Here is a 17,113-nt window from a genome sequence, read left to right on the forward strand (position 1 = left end):
TAGAATAACATCATTTTTAGTCGTTCCACTTAAGTATATTACCTTACGGCGGCATTAATGATGAACTTTGCAGACTCCAAACGTCCCTATCATGAAGTAGCCCAATCATTACGTCAGATGATTATAGAGATGGATTATTCTCCCGGTGATCGTCTACCTACAGAACGTGAAATTGCAGAAAAGTTCAGCGTTTCTCGTACTCTTATTCGTGAAGCGTTAATTGTATTGGAATTGGAAAACCTCATTGAAGTACGCAAAAGCTCAGGTATTTATCTCATCCAACTGCCATGCTCTTATTCAAGCGATACGACTATCAATGCCGCTGGGCCTTTTGAGTTATTACAAGCGCGTCAATTATTGGAAAGTAATATCGCTGAGTTTGCAGCGCTTCAGGTTACTCCGAACGATATTGCTAATATGCGTAACGCATTGGAAAAAGAGAAAAAAGATCTGCTTTCTGGATCAAGTGAATCCGGTGATAGGGAGTTTCATTTAGCCATCGCGCAGGCAACACATAACAGTATGTTAGTTGAATTACTTAAACAATCCTGGGCGTGGCGTGAGAATAATCCTATGTGGATGAAACTACACAGCCGAATTACCAATACTGACTATCGTAAAGCGTGGTTGAATGATCATCAGGCAATTTTGGCGGCTATGATCAAAAAAGATCCCGCAGCAGCGAAGCAAACGATGTGGCAACATTTAGAAAATGTGAAACAAAGTTTGCTTGAATTATCTGATGTGGATGACCCTAATTTTGATGGATATTTGTTTGAGTCTTATCCGGTTGGTATTGGAAAGTGAATTTGAGGTATTGAGGGAAACTAACTCTATATAATTTTATGTAATTACCTGTTTTTATGTTTGATTTATCAACTAAAGCAGGTGAAAAAATAGACGAAAAACAGTTACAACCCTTAGCGACTAAGTTGGCTCAAAATCTCAAGACCCCGGAAGTTCTGAGCCAGCTTTCTATTGTCTTAAAAAACTCACCGTTGATACCATCCTTAGGGCTGAACTAGCGGCACAACATAAATCTCATCCTACCACGATCGTTGATGGCGGATATCATGTTGAGTGACAAGCGTTTCGCACTCACATCAATAACACGCATTTTTCCATAATGCAGCGGCCATATCGAATTAAACAAACGTTAAACGATGTAAATGGCTTAAATCAACATTCTTGCTAGCCGAGTCAATAATAGTAAGTCGGTTCCTTATTCGGTTAACTAACTTTTGTTCTAATCCACTACTATCATTCTTCAAGAAGAATTCCTTCAGTACCAGTCCAGTACTTCAATTGGTAAAGATTCCCTCTAAATTAAAATAGTAAATTTAGCCACATATATTATATTTTTTCTTATTAACACAAAAAATAGTGAATATATTTAATAACAACTCTATTTCACTTCAATAAAAATCTAGCACCAAGCAATCGCCCTTCTAACCAACTCCTCGGTAGCATCAATATATTCCCCATTATTATCATTCCCTCTAAGAATAATCGGTATCTCACTACATCCCAGAATAAAATTTTCAACACCAATATCTTTAAGCTGAGAAATAATCGACTTCAATAACTGATATGCTCTTTCTCCATTTCCACTTTTATATACCAAAATACTTTCCATAATAATTACCTGTTGAATGTCATCAGGAATAACAAAATTTATATTCTCTTTTTTCAGCTTATCTTGATAAAGCCCTACCTTTATCGTCCCGGTTGTTGCCAGAATAGCAACGTTATTCATTCCTTCACTCACAATTTTATTACAAGTAATATCAATCATATTCAGGAAATGAACTTTGGTTGCTGCTTTTAACTCCTCATACCAATAATGGGCAGTATTACAGGGCATGATAATACACTGAGCACCTGCATCTTCTAATATTCTTAATGCAGCTATCATTTTTTTTAGCGGTGACTTTCCCCCAGAGAGAATATTTTCTGTCCTGTCAGGTATATCAGGAAAAGAAATGGCAATAACAGGAATATGTTCCTGATCGCAAGTTGCTGGTGTATTTTTAATTATCTTTTCCATTGTATCTACCGTTGCAGCGGGGCCCATTCCACCGAGTATTCCAATAATTTTTTTCATAGATCACCTCAGCAAATAATCATTATGATGACACAGCTATTACAGTTAGTAATTGCAATATTTCTATTCGCTATGTTGAATTTACATAAGGCTTTTCATTTATTGAAATCAACAAGAATGACTTTATAGGGCAGGTTTTATATTTAATAGTATTGAGCTGAAATGGTTATATGATGCTGTAACGCTGGAAGAGTTAAGAAGTTTGACACTTGCCACAGAAAAAAAGTATATCCCAATCATCTTTCAGCAAGGGAATACAGCAAGCCCTGATTCAAACTTCTTTCCTGACAACTTCTTTTTCTTATGCTCCCGACTTAGAACTGTTCTGTTTTTCCTCCATTTTAGCAATCACTGCTGTAGAAATACTGTTACCGACCACATTGGTTGCTGTACGCCCCATATCAAGGAGCTGATCGATGGCAAGGATCAGCAAAATACCCGCTTCAGGCAACTTGAACATGGGAAGGGTTGCAGCAACGACCACGACAGAAGCACGCGCTACACCAGCCATACCTTTACTGGTGACCATAAGCGTCAACATAATCAGGATTTGTTGTGTGATACTCAGGTCAATATTGTAAGCCTGTGCAATAAATAAAATAGCAAATGATTGATACATCATTGAGCCATCAAGGTTAAAGGAATAACCCAGAGGCAATACGAAGCTGGAGATTTTTTTCGGTACACCAAAGCTATTCAGTGCATTTATCGTTTTTGGGTAAGCGGATTCGCTGCTCGCGGTAGCAAAGGCCAGTGTCACAGGTTCCCTGATCAACCGCAGTAGTGAAAATATGTTCTTGCCGAGGAAAAGAAATCCAACAATAAATAAAACGACCCAGAGTAAAAATAACCCAAGGTAAAAGAGACCAATAAGCTTGCCATAATCATAAAGCAAACCTAATCCCTGTACTGTAATAGCCGAAGCAATAGCAGCAAAGACCGCAATCGGCGCTAATGACATAACGTAATCTGTAATGCGGAACATAACACGCGCCAAATCTTCAATCAGGGTTACAAGAGGGCTTTTTTCCTGGCTGTTCTGGCAAATATATGACAGTGCCAAGCCAAAAAAAAGAGAAAAAATCAGGATCTGCAAGATCTCATTATTCGCCATAGCCGCGGCAAAACTGCTGGGGAATATATGGCTAATAAAGTTTTTCAGGGAAAATCCGCTGGTATTGAAGCCCGTATCGATATTTGACTGTTGAGGAATAGTGATATTCAACCCAATACCCGGCTGAAACAGGTTAACTATTAGCATACCAATGCCAATCGAAACTAAGCCAGCGATAATAAACCATATCATCGCTTTGATGGTAATCCGCCCTACGGATGATGAACCGCCTATTGACATTAATCCAGTAACAATCGTAGCAAATATAAGTGGGGCAATAATCATTTTTATCAGACGAAGGAATACATCAATAATGATGTTGATATAGGAGGCAATTTCTTTTGTCTGACTGGCATCAAGGTATTGATGAAAACCCCAACCCGTTATCACTCCAAGCAGAATCGCGATAATGAGCTGCTGCATAAGTTTTTGCTTGTTCATGCTGACTCCTTATTCTCTGTAAATATTAAAGCCAGTTATTCTGTTTCTCTGCTCCCTGCTTTATCACCCCAACAAATGTTTAAGTTTTCTAACTTTTAATGAAATGCAAATGAGGGTTGAGATATGCAAGATACGCATTCATGTTGAAGATTGACATATCAATTTAAATGATTATTCAATATTTCCTTTAAACACATATTGAACAAGATTTAAATAAATTGAACAGTGGTTTCTAAAATAGTCAGATCGGGATATTAGTGTCGACCATTTTATATTTTCCGTATACGAAAAATTGGCAGGAGCTACACATATGATACACACCCTTAGATAACCATCATGACATCACATAATTTATTGAGATTACAATCCCAATTATCAATTACTCCTTTCTGTTTTCAGAATCACTCTCTTTATTAATTCAGTCCAAAACTTTATCCTTAGACATAACATTAAAATCATTTAACACAAATGAAGTCATAGAACAAAACAGCGATACCTAATATCACACCGTATTACAGGATAGTTTTCAGGAGAAAACGATATGCATAAGACAGCGGATATTTTAGAAAGTAAAAGCTATGTTGAATCAATGACAAATATAAAACCAACCATTGGCATTATTTTAGGTTCAGGTTTGGGGCCGTTCGCAGATACTCTCAGAGATGCAGTACATATCCCTTATAGCAACATTCCCCACTTTGCGAAATCAGAATCGGTTGGACATTCGAATGAACTAGTTATTGGTTCCATTGGTGGAAAAACTTATTATCACGAATGCATGTGGTGCAGTGAATACGGATTTTATCCCCGGTGATTTAATGCTTGGTCATGTATTAAATAGTTAGTTGTTGTGATATGCTTCCCGCCTTTTAAAGGTAAAGCATGACCAAAGTTGACGTCTATTGCCGTTATTGTCACTGCGAAATTAAGAGCCTTAACGGAGTGAGTTGTACAATTAACTCCAGTTACATCATAAATATCAATGATTTTCCCAAATTTTTTGGTGGACTCAGGCGCGTAAACACCGCCTATATTTTTACCTGTGTACCATAGGCCTTTAAAATACCTCATTATTGCAAAAATATCGGCGTCTCTAATGTTATAAACTTGAGCTTCCATTCTATAAAGTTCGGTTGACATATATTCAATTGCTTCATTATTCTGTAACCAAATTAAAACACCATCTCCAGTTAGCCCTAATGGCCCGGTATCAGCATAACGTCCATAAGTAAATACACTTATTCCACTTTCGGCATGAACAGAAATAAATGTATGGCCTGTACCCTTTGTTTCTACCCATAAAAAAATACCCTTAGATAGCCATCGACAAGTCGTGTCATACATATTTAATGTATGAGAGTCGAGTTTGTCTAAAATCCTTGATTGTCTGATTATATCCCTATTATTCATTTGTTTTTTATCCTTGCAAGAATATAAATAATAACCATTGATACCGAAAATGAAAATAATATCAAATGCATATCATGATTTTTAATAAATTTAAAAAAATTCGGAAAATTTAAGACGTAAATAAACGTAGATATATTATTTATTAGGGCAATTAAGAAGACAGAAAAAATCATTCTCAAACTGTACTTTAATTTATTTCGGAAAAAGAATATTGTGGCACATAAAACAAACAGAAAATTGTTAGCCAGCATTGCATAATCTGTGATCTGAATAAAAAAAGACAATTCAGATGGGGTGTATTCCTTGTTTGTCCACAGAATTATTACTTCTTTTATAGTTAAATCAATAGAAATAAATCCTACATTACTAAAAATAAATAAAATTGTTATTATCAGTATATTGAGTAATGACTTAATCCTCATTTAACGCTCCCTATCATTTTTGTCAGTTCGAAAACTAGCTCCAATTAGAAAATTTTTTATGTTACCCATAGTAATTGCACACTTGTGATACATTGCAGGACAGGATATACCAGAATTATTTATATATTCTAGTATGAGTAACAGTAAAGAGAGAAAATCGTGATTAATATTGCATATTAAACAAATAGATATAGTTACCTATGTTACATTTTGTTTAAGACAATATATTTAAAAATCACACTGACGCGCTGCGCTTGTCTTCTCCAAATTACCGGGCTAATGAATTAACCGAGTAATTTGGAGAGCTGAAAGATCACCTGCCAGAAAAACCATGTTTATCTACCCTCCCTGTTAAAGAATTAGGGATAAAACTGTTCACCCTATAATTAGTTGATATATTTAGTTTAAATTATAGGGTGAACAGTGGTGAATACTTTTTTATATTTCTTTAAAAAATTGCTGCAATAATAGAGAATTACTCTTCTGGCAGGTTATCCCTTGCCAGTTTCAGCATCCATTCGATAGCAGCGTCAAGATTCAGGCTCAGATTACTACGAATACCTTGTTTGCTTTTCTTGTGCAGGTAATGCTGACCGTACTCAGCCAGTGCGCCCGGCATATCCATGCCAAAACGAGTTACAGAAACAGGTTTATTCAGGTTATTGCCTTTCATATAAGCAAGGTAGGAGTGATAAAGGTATTTACGGGGATTGAACGGCACAATCTCCGCATTGCCGATTAACAATCCATCAGGTTCATGAGAAGCAATGAGATAACCGCAGAAATCAACCATTGAATCTGTACCACGTTTAATATCCAGAGCTTCTGCTGATTTCTGTTGCTCTGCTAGTAAACGCCTTGCAGATTGTGGATCAGCAAACCTATGAAGCAGATGCCGGATAATAACAGGCAATTCTGCTGCGATTTTATCTCGCAGGAGTGGATCACGTTCATTTTCCAGCACAACTTCGGAAAAATTAAAAATTACCCGACGCCGCAATACCCCACCACTGCGATCACTGAAACTCATGGCGTTATTGTTCACCGCCAATACCACAGCAGGAATACGGGTTGAATAGGGCTGTTTGTGCTTCGGATCAATGGCAACTTCATCACCTCCGGTGATTGCCTTGATGCCGGAGCCATCGCCCACATAGCGGGTCTGATCTGGCAGAATAATCAGAGAATAGCCGACAATCAGCGCCCGTTCCCGTGGGTTTTCCAGTGCCGCCATATTTGCCGAAACAGTATTTCCTTTGCCTGCCAGCATTGAACAAATTTCGGCAAAGTTTCATTTCTGGGGCACATTCAAAATCGAAGTGTAGGTGCCCCAAATTATGCCCTTTGGTGCATATTGATTGCAACAGACTGGAGTAGACGTCAAAATAACGAAGTATCTTGATTTAGTGGGGTTTTTAGGGAGTTTGTAGACTTGGGTAGACGTTAGTAAACTAACGAATGGTGCGAAGGCCAAACTCGAACATCGCAACTATCCTTATGATCTTAGGTTAATAAAGTAAACTGCATTAGGGATGATACCATCATAGATACCAACAGTCCCAATTGGTGATAATCGAACAAAGAGTATATTAACCTTGTTTGCTTACACTTACTTCGACTTTATCTATATCATAAATACTTACATTGCCTCCAGTGGCATTTACCGGATCAAAAAGAGCAAGATTGATTCCATCGCTCACAGAACTGTTATAAAGCACTCCATGAAAGCCAGTTTTCTTTATAAATTCACATATATACTGGCTTGGGATATAATCAAGGGCTGCACTCTTTGGTAATACGGGTCTTGTGAGTTCGTAACCAAGTCGTTCAAGAAAAGGTATATCTGCAAGCATTTTTCCCATTTCACTTGGATCAGTTAATAAAAATGGGGAAACGGTTTCACGAGGATTTCTTAGGTCTATTAGAGTTAAGTTATCTTTTAAATTAAAATCTGCGACGCAAGCTCTATCACCTGTATGAGGACGAATCTCAGACAAAGCTGTTTCTGGTTTAGAGCCAAGATATAAATATGGTATACCTGTAGGGTTTGCTCTCCCATGACTAACTGTTCTCTTGGGAGGAGCCCCCATTTTGTCTACAGTGAAGACAGTATCATCTGTAAAAATACGGGCACGATACCAAGTTTGAGAAAAATCCTCTAAAGCAAGAAAACTTAATAACTCACCAAGTCTATCAGTATCAAGCGATTTATTGAGAAAATATCTGTTTTCATACATTAGCTCCTGACAAAGATTATCCCATAATGCAAGAGATTCACTTTTATAACTATCAGAAAGCACAAAGGATTTTCTTACAATATTCCCATCATCAAGTATATCACCTAATAGCTCTTTAGCATGAGCCTCATCTAAAAGAGGATGTGAAAATAGCTTCCAATCCTCTTTCAAATGTGCAACCACACTTTTACCATCCGGATGTTGTTCATAAATGTTTATTAATGAACTAAAATGATCAAATAAAGCATAAGGCTCAATAACCTCAATGTCTTTTGTACCACAATACGAACAATCACCAAAACTAGGGGAAAGTGAGGGTATGATATTTTTCTTTAACCCTTTATCCCCAAAACAATTCGCACAGCAGTACTTGATCATATTATTTATCATCCATGAAATCAGCCAAGGTTTCTATGTGGTGAATCATTGACAGTTTTTTTACTGTTCCTAAACCTGGGAAGTGGCTCGGATTATGCAATCGCCTAAACTCTTTAATGGCCGATGTTTCAAGCAACATAGATTCACCAGAGTTTAAAGCAATCATTAATTTTTCAAGTGATTGTGCGAACTTACCTGCTGGATCTGTTGGTGTATCATGTGTTGTCGAAACAAAATGATAGATGTACATTTCATCTTCATGCTTCGTATTAATATAAGTAAGATGAATAGCAACTGCATATGCAGGTCCACCTGACTCACTAAATTCATCTCCAACAATTAAAAAATCACCAAAACCATTCATACCCTCTTCTTCATAATTCAGATGAAGATCTGAAAAGAACTCAGAATCAGGATGGTCAGCATTTCGTCGTTTTTCGAAGCCATCTTTAATTAAAATTCTTTCTGAATCCGAAAAGTGCTTTCGATAGGCTTTAGAACAATGATTAGAAATGAATACATGCTTATATCCATCTCCAAATCTTTCATGTAATGCTTTGGGCTCATCAAATCCAGCATGAATAAAAGTGACTTCATGAGAGAGTTTTGAGTGAAGGAAGCTATCAACCTTAGCAATAGTCATACTCTTATCAAGAAGTATCCCTACAGAAATTTTCTCATACTTACTAAATTCTTTTTTTAATAATTGAGCTATACTTTGCCCATCAGTAGAGTGATCACCACATGCTGGGTTAATGATGACAATTGCATTACCATCATTTTCCTGGATTGTTTTCAGTGTTCGCTCAAGACCATTTAGGGCCTCTCTCACAGGCTCTATGATTGGAGTAAAACCTGCATCAGCCATTACATTAGCAGTATCTCTAATAGCCAACAGTTCAAATTGTTTCCCACGGAAATAAGGATAATACATAGTTTGTTACTCCCATAACAATGCCTCATTAAGAGGAACTTGCATAGTATTAATTAATCGCTCATGATCCTTAAAGCGAAGCTGAATAGAAAGTGCTGCTGGTTGCAAAGACTTTGGTAAGTTGAGAATAAGCTCTCTTAAAGAAAGTAGACTTCTGCTTTCCTTTAAAGTTTTAAGCATTAAATTGTATACAGAAAGAGGGGGTAAACCGCTAAATACTTCTTTCAGGAAACCATGCATTTGAGTATTAGGTAAGTCGGGAATTTTTATACCTAAATCAGAAGCAATAATTTTCGCCTCATTAATCCTTAATGACTCAAAGATTGTTACAGGGCATATAAAGTCTAAGACTTCTACAGCTTCTCTTATAGTAGATATTCTATTCCATCGGGTTAAACTCAATACCCCAATAGTAGATTCTGTTGTTTTCAGCACATCATCTATATGTTCTGAACCAGCTATCACATAGATTTTCCCAAATGCTTTACGGTAGTTTGTTATTTGGTTTTGTAGACGGCTTAAGGAATCTCTTTCGGATTTTATTTCGTAAACAGTTCCAGTTCCGTTCAGTATGATGAGATCAGCTTTGCAAGGACCGATTCTGAATTCATTAAGCATACAGGCAGTTCTTAATGAATGCTTTCCGAGCAAAAGATTGTGTGTGAGGGCAGAACGATAAACATACTCATTCCGCAAGCCAGTTTGTCTAAGTAAGGCAAATGCCTCATTGAAGGCCTCACCAACGGTAATCCCAAGTGTATCTTCATGGTCAAAAAGCTCGGTCTCTCGGAGAGAACGAGCAAACATAGGAGACTGCCCTCTTTTCGCTATCTCGTTGAAGACGGAAGCGGAAAAAAGTCTACTTAAAGCAGTCAATTGAAAAGAGTTAAGTTCGTTACTTCTCATCATGGTGAATCACATAGTCCATCGTTCAGGATCTTGCTTGGTTACTGCCAAAATCCTTAGCACAACCCACATAAAAGTCGTTCATCAGTGTAGGAAAGCTATGAAAAAATCTTCACCTTAGGTTACCAAACCAGCAGTGTCCTGCATAGAAAACTCTAAGCAATTGGAATGTAATCCTTCACTAAGATTCATTATAGATATCTACAAGCTTTGAAGTTGTGAGATATAGCACAAACTATTGAATTTACAGTGGCTTAAATGCATTTAGCCCCCTTGGCAATATTTAAAAAACTATATATATCACAACTAATAATCAATTACGAAAACAATTTAAACAATTGATTTTAATGAAAAAAATCACTAGTGTAATTTTAAAGAAGCAAAAAATTTAATACTAAGTCATTTTTAATTTGTAAATTTAGTTTTCATGGTGTACTAAACATGATGGAGAATACTTAACTTTGTTACTTGAATGGAGAAGAGGAATATCTATGCCTTATTTAATCAACAAGGAAATCTACAAAAAGAAGTCTGATATCATAACCAAAGCCCAAAATATAATTTTGGTCACAAATGTCGACGATGAAATTAATGGTGAAAATTATGATTTTATCTTAGACCTGCTCAAAAACCATGACGAATGGGAACATAAAACTTCAAATGGTTTCCTGGGCATTACAGTCGGTAAATCAATACACGGTACAACATGTTTCTATATCAAAACAAATAATGGGATTGAAGATATATCCTTGCATTACGCAGTTAAATGCTTAAAGAAGACCCAATAATTTTTTATATATAGCGGATTGCAAACCCAAACTATTTTTTATTTCAGGTCATACATAATATTATTAATATAGTTACCTCCCACCTTAGAAAGATGATGTTTAATTTGCAAGCATCCATACTGGACAACAGCAATACTTAGGAGCCATAATAATTGGTAACTCACTTACAAAAATCCAAAGAAAAATCAATGTGATAAGGCAAAGGAAAGATGGAAATTCAAGAATTCATAGCAAAGTATCGAAATCATCCAGTGCTCTTCATTGGAACTGGGTTTAGCTTGCGATACCTGTCAAACTCCTTTGATTGGAATGGTTTACTCTCACATATATGTTTCGAACTCACTAATGATAAAGAAACATATCTTGATATTAAATCAAAATGTCAAATCAATGGTGAATATAAATATGATAAAATTGCCAGTGATATAGAAAGAAAATTCAATGAAACTTTATCTAAAGACAGAAACGGAAAGTTTAAAGAAATAAACGATATTTTCTACAGTGAAATGGACAAAGGAATCAACTTAAGTAGATTTAAAATATATATTACTCAGCTATTATCAACTGTAGAATTAAAAGAAGAGAAAAGCGAAGAGATAGCCGAACTCATTAAGATGAGAAAAAATATCGGGTCAATCATCACAACGAACTATGATTCATTAATTGAACAACTCTTCGAATTTGACCCACTAATAGGTAATAGCATACTTTTAAGTAATCCTTATGGTTCTGTCTATAAAATACATGGTTGTGTGTCAGCCCCTTCTGAACTAACGATTACAGAAGAAGATTATGACTATTTCGATAACAAATATGAACCTTGGATTCGACTAATAAGTGCAATTTCTGAGAAAGGCGGTCAGTTGCTATAGTAGGCATCTTTCTCGCCAAAGGAAAATGCACTATGGCCTATACACAACTGACCGAAATAGAAAGATATCAGATTTTCAGTTTAAAAGAAGCCGGTTTTACACAACGCTTTATTGCCACGTCGCTCAATCGAGCCCCATCAACGATTAGCCGGGAATTGAGACGAAACCGGGAAGCACAGAAATACTGTCCTAAACAGGCTCAGCTTAAAGCCTCAGAGCGCCGCTATGCTGCTGTAAAAGCAGTCAAAGTTACACCAGAGATCACAAAGTTGATTAAACAGCTAATTTGGCAAGATTTAAGCCCTGAACAAACAGTCGGTTATCTCAAAAGGGAAAATATAATATCTTTGCATCATGAAACAGTTTATAGATTGATTTATAAGGATAAGCTTAATGGTGGTGATTTATGGCAGCATTTCAGGATTGCTAAAAAACCGTATCGTAAACGCTATGGAAGTTATGAACGAAGAGGAAAAATCAAAAACAGAGTCAGCATTGAAAAGCGCCCAAAATGGGTTGATAAAAAGCAGCGTATTGGTGATTGGGAAGGAGATACTCTCGTTGGCAAAGATCATAAAAGTGCATTATTGACCTTAGTTGAACGAAAATCGTTATTTACTATCATCATTAAACTTGAAGATAAAACAGCAGAAGGTGTCGCAAAAGCGGTAACAAGATACTTATCATTGATAAAACATAAAGTTAAAACAATTACTTTTGATAACGGCCTCGAATTTGCCGAACACGAATTTATCAGTAAAAATTTAGAGACAAAAATTTATTTTGCTCACCCGTATTCCCCTTGGGAAAGAGGGATAAATGAGAATACGAATGGATTAATCAGAAATTACTTTCCCAAAGGAACCGATTTTAATAAGGTATCAGAGCGAGAGGTTAACCTTGTGGCAAACCGATTAAATAATCGCCCTCGTAAAACACGAGATTACAAAACACCAAATGAGTTATTTAAAGGAATACCCACTCATTTACTTCGTTTGTAACGATGTTGCACTTATTATGTGAATGCAAGAACTAATTAGAGCACAATTACTCTCACTATTCATTCATAACCCTGTTATCTTTATTGGGTACAGCATAAGTGACAGAAACATACAGCAAATTTTAAAGACTATTTTTTCCTATGTACCTACTAACTCAGATATAGCCAATAAAATTAGAAGTAATTTTTTACTTGTGGAATATGAAAAAGATTCACGATCTACTACCATATCTGAACATGATATATACATAGGGAATGCTACCACTATAAGAATAAATAAAATCAAGACTGACGATTACGCTTCGATATATAAAAGTTTATCAGATTTAATCTTACCAGTTTCAGCAATGGATATTAGAAAAGTTCAAAAAGTCTGGAATGAAATAAAAAGCGGAGGGGAAATAGAAGTAAAAATCACAGAAGATTTGGACCAGTTAAAAAATGGACAAATGGTATTAGCCGTAGGATCTCATAAACGAGTCAAGTATGAGTTCCAAACCAAGCCTGAGATGATGCAAGATTATTTCAAGATTGTAGAGGAAGCAAATAAGCAATTAATTATATTGTTAAATAAACAGAAAATACAAAGTTCCCAGTTCTTTCCAATCTTCGCATTCAGCGAAATCTGTCCTGAACTCGATAATGTAGAAATTTATAAGAAGCAACAAATAAGCAAACTGGAAGATCATTTCGCAAGAACAAAATCCAGTAACTGCAAAAATGAGCATGACACAATAACAAATATATTATGCGATCATAATATCTCAACATCCAGAAAAGATGATTGTATATTTAATAGCTACTACGAAAACCGCATAAATTCGGATGAAATGAAAACATATTTAATTAGTTATTGCGATAAAAACAACACCTTTTACAGAAGGCTCTTATGCTTATATGATTACCGAAATTACTCGCTGTAAATAAAATTAAATAGATCTTAATATGCTATAAGGATTAAATAATGTTAAAAAAACACTCAGTTGGTAATTTTTTATTTTCGATATCAATTATGACTATTTTCTGCCTCCTATACTTTTCTGGCTCTTATTACAAGTGGGCATTAAACTTATTAGTTTTCATTCTCCCTGTAACGGCAGGACTAATAACATTTTTTTATCTTCACAAACGTTATCACGAGGTATTAAAAAAGTTTTTCGAATCACTAATTGCTTTTTTTTCTCTTTGTGGCTACGGATATTATCTCTATATGATAACAAATGTAGATTCAAAATTAACTTTTACCCAAGTTTTTTCAAGTCTTCTTGGATATTTGTTCCTGACATTAATCACCTCGTCAGGAGTGATAAAGTGTTCAATAAGCATTAAAGAATTCTTTCAAGAAAAGCACAAATTACATGGTGAAAACAATAATACTCAAAATGATCTCACATCCAAAATCAGCATAAATGATAACAACACTTTTATATCCATAAGGGCTTCTAATAGCAATGACATCTATGCTTCGGTACAAAAGGAAAATAAAATTGTGGTATCTCTGAAAAACAAATAAATTATTTTTTATAGTGGCCTTTGTTTATATGACAAATATCAGGTAATATCCAATAAAACAATGGTAAGAAGAAAGCATCTGTCAGTGAAGCGCCTTGTATGGCCATAACTACAGATGCTCCTGAAATCACAACAAAAGAAGCTAACACCCCCATAGAAGCGCTTATCCAGGATAACCGTGCTGGTCAGGACGAATACACTAATGTTTCTGTAAACCAGCTTCACTTAGAAGCTGGTGCTGGTGCTAAAGAAGCGTATACAACCGAAGCGTTAAAAGAAGCACCCGACCGAAGCTACGTTACGACTGCGTTTAGATGGTTGGAAACCATCCCCTACCTCAATGCCATCATTACCATGTTGAAAAACCTAAAAATCCCAACCCTGAAACGTCCTCAAAAACACAAAACCATCACCAACAATGTAAGGCTGGCAAGCCTTTTTTGATAGATACATCTCAATAAACTGATCGTTTATACCGATCGATAAACTAGTGTTGATAGCTGTAATCTATTGTTATTTCTTAATCGATCGGTACAAGTGATTTGCGTTTCCGGCAAAGCCAGTCAAAATATACTTCGACTACACTCTCTATAACAGACTGATTTATCTAGTCTATTCAATTATTCCTTCAATGCAGGCTTTGATATGAGCGAACCCATCCTGTTTGTAACTCCTGATTTCTTCATACGTCGAATATGACCTTCATCTTTAAAAAAGGAATCTGTATGAGCATTTTCACTATGAGGCTGTTTTGGCTTGCGGTATCTCTTCCTGCTCTTATCGCCCTGTTCGCTGGAAAAAGTGGATTAATCCTTACTGGCGTAGTCTGGTTTCCAGTCAGTGCCCTACTTCTTATCTGGGCATTTTTAACCTACAGACGCGATAATAAAGAAAAATCTGAACTGGCAAAAAACAGTTATCTTAGCCCTCAGAAAAAAGAAATCACTACGCCTAAATTTGAGTTCCAGAGTAAAACCTATACTTTCAAAGAAACTTTTTCAGGCACCGTTATCGATGTTTGTGATGGTCATATCTGGGTCAAAAATGCCGATGGAGTAGAAAAACGTTTTAAGATCCGCGATGTACATTTCAGAAAAGGTCATCACATCAGAAGGTACGCACTTGTTCAGTATATTAAGGATGGTGCATATCGAACAATTAATAACGCCCTTATCATTAATGACAGTACCAACAATCGAGAAATTTCTGATTTTTCGGAGGATGTGTTCACACCATCTTATTTTACACCTGTTAACATTATTCGAACATTGTATACACCTGATAGTAATTCTTTCCCCTCTAACCATTCTAAATAAAACACATTAACATCATTTGTAAAGACTTTAGTAAAAAATAAGTATATTATTTAGGTGAATATTTACTTTTTTCAAAAAGCACTAAAGCCTTTTACCTTATATTTATATCAAACAGGCATCCCTGTCTTATGATAGATAATAGTTCTTGCCAGAGCTTCTACTTCATCTCTTGACTGAATGATCTTGAACCAAAAATCAAAAACAGAAATCTGTTCAAGCATATCCATCTCATTAATTTCATCCAACACATCTTGCATTTCGGCAACAAAGAAATAACTTAACCATTCAATATATTTCTTTTTCTCTTCCGTTAGTTCAATTTCTTCAACATAGTCCATATTGAAGACATCCTCAAAAATACCATCAGTAATGATACCTTCATAATTTTCAAATTCTGCAAAGTCATTAATATTCATTTTATCTCTCCCATTCAGGCAACATTTTTTCTTGTCGTTTCAATAACAGACTGAATCCAGTCCTCAACTTCACTCTCCACAAAGGCGACAGCACGGAGTCCAATCTTCACTGGCTGAGGAAAACGCCCATCACTGATGAGACGATAGATCCACGCTTTACAAAAACCAGTTTTCTTCATGACTTCAGGTAAACGAATAAGACGAGTTTGATGTTCCATATGTATACCCTCTGTTATTTCAATAGGGTCACAATACACATGATTTTCAAATGAATGAAGCGGGATTCCGATCAGCAGAGCCATCCTTGGCTCAAAATTATGAGTCTATGGAGATTCATATCACTCAGAGTCTGAGAGTTTCATAACGTCTGAAACTCTCATTTCTTTAACATGCTGATTTTTATTGATAAAAAAGTTAAATTGCCTTAGGAAATCAATTTCTACAGTTTTCATTGCGAAAGGTCGATCCGCATCTCTAATATGAGATCCTTGGCGAATCGCCTTATCATCATCTTCATCCGTGTATAGCAGTCGAGATAATCTATCGTCTGACAGAAGTACTTTTTTTCTTTCTGACCATGCAAGCAAATCAAGCATGGGGATAATTCGATAGCCAATTAATTTCTTTATTGCCCCATAACCAAATCTGACTGCATCAAGTGGTGCAGGTTTAACGCCCTTTACTTTTCGCCATTGTGGTAATGATACTCGCAGGGCCTCTGCTATCTCATCATCGCTTCCACCCGCAAGATCGATTTCTAACATAATCGTAGTAGGAAACTGTTCAGGAATTTTTTCGGATATGTATTCATTCTCAATAGCGGAATCAATTTTATATTGTTCTGTATTTGCTCTTATGAATAAAGCCTTTTTCATACAAGCAAAACTGATATTTGCTATTCGATCTACGGTAGTAATAAAAAAGTATGGCGGTTGATATAATTGATTTTCTGCGTCCATATAATTTAAGTCTTTCTCTTTGATAAGAAAAGGATCACCATCCAATACCTGCATGTAATTTTTCAATACCGTTTTCTGCATTCCTTCTTCTACTACTGGTTTGAAGAAATATGTTCTTGCCCATATTTCATGGTAAAGCATATTAATAGAAATGTTTTCAAACTCTCGATATCTGTCCAAATCAAACCACGTTTTCACTGCTTTGGTGTCTTCTGATATCCAACTATTCATCTTTACCCAAGATTTCATTAATGCCACTCCGTTGTAAAAAGTTTTACTTCGTAATAGCACATAAATCGCAAAT

The 17,113-nt window shown here is 35.9% G+C and carries 16 protein-coding genes and 3 pseudogenes; 9 read left to right on the top strand and 10 right to left on the bottom strand.

Annotation, left to right across the window (positions count from 1 at the left end; genetic code table 11):
- Positions 1–57 precede the first annotated feature (57 nt).
- Both HGO23_RS17270 and HGO23_RS19815 read left to right on the top strand, forming a co-directional pair.
- The gene (locus tag HGO23_RS17270) at positions 58–807 is read left to right on the top strand and encodes an FCD domain-containing protein (protein WP_099135130.1); all 750 of its coding nucleotides are present in this window, start codon (positions 58–60) and stop codon (positions 805–807) included.
- A gap of 89 nt (positions 808–896) precedes the next feature.
- Positions 897–1,045, top strand: a pseudogene (locus HGO23_RS19815) (IS256 family transposase); the annotation flags it as partial.
- Positions 1,046–1,426: 381 nt separating this feature from the next.
- Here HGO23_RS19815 and cuyB read toward each other — a convergent pair.
- Together cuyB and HGO23_RS17280 are read right to left on the bottom strand one after the other, a co-directional pair.
- Positions 1,427–2,104: a cysteate racemase gene (gene cuyB / locus HGO23_RS17275; protein ID WP_099135131.1), complete on the bottom strand. Its 678-nt coding sequence runs from the start codon at positions 2,102–2,104 to the stop codon at positions 1,427–1,429.
- 301 nt (positions 2,105–2,405) lie between these two features.
- Entirely contained in the window at positions 2,406–3,659 is a 1,254-nt protein-coding gene (locus HGO23_RS17280) for a dicarboxylate/amino acid:cation symporter (protein ID WP_209027353.1), read from the bottom strand.
- A gap of 541 nt (positions 3,660–4,200) precedes the next feature.
- Between HGO23_RS17280 and HGO23_RS17285 the strand changes: the two genes are divergently transcribed.
- Positions 4,201–4,473 (top strand): nucleoside phosphorylase-I family protein, encoded by a 273-nt coding sequence (locus HGO23_RS17285; protein ID WP_244589857.1) that lies wholly within the window; start codon positions 4,201–4,203, stop codon positions 4,471–4,473.
- On the opposite strand, the gene HGO23_RS17290 is transcribed toward HGO23_RS17285, so the two are convergent.
- The 5 genes and pseudogenes from HGO23_RS17290 to HGO23_RS17310 form a co-directional block, all read right to left on the bottom strand.
- Positions 4,461–5,069 (bottom strand): hypothetical protein, encoded by a 609-nt coding sequence (locus HGO23_RS17290; RefSeq protein ID WP_099135133.1) that lies wholly within the window; start codon positions 5,067–5,069, stop codon positions 4,461–4,463. The genes HGO23_RS17285 and HGO23_RS17290 overlap by 13 nt on opposite strands.
- An 897-nt stretch (positions 5,070–5,966) precedes the next feature.
- A pseudogene (locus HGO23_RS17295) lies at positions 5,967–6,776 on the bottom strand (DNA primase family protein); the annotation flags it as partial.
- A gap of 304 nt (positions 6,777–7,080) precedes the next feature.
- Positions 7,081–8,106, bottom strand: coding sequence for an RES family NAD+ phosphorylase (locus HGO23_RS17300; protein WP_209027354.1), 1,026 nt, complete (start codon positions 8,104–8,106; stop codon positions 7,081–7,083).
- A 1-nt stretch (position 8,107) separates the two neighbouring features.
- Positions 8,108–9,040, bottom strand: coding sequence for a sce7725 family protein (locus HGO23_RS17305; protein ID WP_099135136.1), 933 nt, complete (start codon positions 9,038–9,040; stop codon positions 8,108–8,110).
- Between the two features lie 6 nt (positions 9,041–9,046).
- Positions 9,047–9,847 (bottom strand): sce7726 family protein, encoded by an 801-nt coding sequence (locus HGO23_RS17310; protein ID WP_244967837.1) that lies wholly within the window; start codon positions 9,845–9,847, stop codon positions 9,047–9,049.
- A 560-nt stretch (positions 9,848–10,407) separates the two neighbouring features.
- On the opposite strand from HGO23_RS17310, the gene HGO23_RS17315 reads away from it, so the two are divergent.
- The 6 genes and pseudogenes from HGO23_RS17315 to HGO23_RS17340 all read left to right on the top strand — a co-directional run bounded on the left by HGO23_RS17315 (position 10,408) and on the right by HGO23_RS17340 (position 15,434).
- On the top strand, positions 10,408–10,734 hold the full coding sequence (locus tag HGO23_RS17315) for a DUF3223 domain-containing protein (protein ID WP_145956607.1): 327 nt from the start codon (positions 10,408–10,410) through the stop codon (positions 10,732–10,734).
- 209 nt (positions 10,735–10,943) lie between these two features.
- Positions 10,944–11,606, top strand: coding sequence for an SIR2 family protein (locus HGO23_RS17320; protein WP_209027356.1), 663 nt, complete (start codon positions 10,944–10,946; stop codon positions 11,604–11,606).
- Positions 11,607–11,638: 32 nt separating this feature from the next.
- A complete protein-coding gene (locus HGO23_RS17325) occupies positions 11,639–12,607 on the top strand; it encodes an IS30 family transposase (RefSeq protein WP_209027116.1) in 969 nt (322 codons plus the stop codon).
- 22 nt (positions 12,608–12,629) lie between these two features.
- Positions 12,630–13,529 (top strand): SIR2 family protein, encoded by a 900-nt coding sequence (locus tag HGO23_RS17330; protein WP_209027357.1) that lies wholly within the window; start codon positions 12,630–12,632, stop codon positions 13,527–13,529.
- 661 nt (positions 13,530–14,190) lie between these two features.
- Positions 14,191–14,535: pseudogene (locus tag HGO23_RS17335) on the top strand (relaxase/mobilization nuclease domain-containing protein); the annotation flags it as partial.
- 308 nt (positions 14,536–14,843) lie between these two features.
- The gene (locus HGO23_RS17340; RefSeq protein WP_099134359.1) at positions 14,844–15,434 is read left to right on the top strand and encodes a hypothetical protein; all 591 of its coding nucleotides are present in this window, start codon (positions 14,844–14,846) and stop codon (positions 15,432–15,434) included.
- A 107-nt stretch (positions 15,435–15,541) separates the two neighbouring features.
- On the opposite strand, the gene HGO23_RS17345 is transcribed toward HGO23_RS17340, so the two are convergent.
- From HGO23_RS17345 to HGO23_RS17355, 3 genes are all read right to left on the bottom strand, one after another.
- Positions 15,542–15,850: a hypothetical protein gene (locus HGO23_RS17345; protein ID WP_099134358.1), complete on the bottom strand. Its 309-nt coding sequence runs from the start codon at positions 15,848–15,850 to the stop codon at positions 15,542–15,544.
- A 14-nt stretch (positions 15,851–15,864) separates the two neighbouring features.
- Positions 15,865–16,068: a helix-turn-helix transcriptional regulator gene (locus HGO23_RS17350; protein WP_099134604.1), complete on the bottom strand. Its 204-nt coding sequence runs from the start codon at positions 16,066–16,068 to the stop codon at positions 15,865–15,867.
- A 120-nt stretch (positions 16,069–16,188) separates the two neighbouring features.
- Positions 16,189–17,058, bottom strand: coding sequence for a DUF6387 family protein (locus HGO23_RS17355; protein ID WP_209027358.1), 870 nt, complete (start codon positions 17,056–17,058; stop codon positions 16,189–16,191).
- Between the last annotated feature and the right edge of the window lie 55 nt (positions 17,059–17,113).

The sequence above is a fragment of the Xenorhabdus budapestensis genome (genome assembly GCF_017743015.1).
GTDB lineage: Bacteria > Pseudomonadota > Gammaproteobacteria > Enterobacterales > Enterobacteriaceae > Xenorhabdus > Xenorhabdus budapestensis.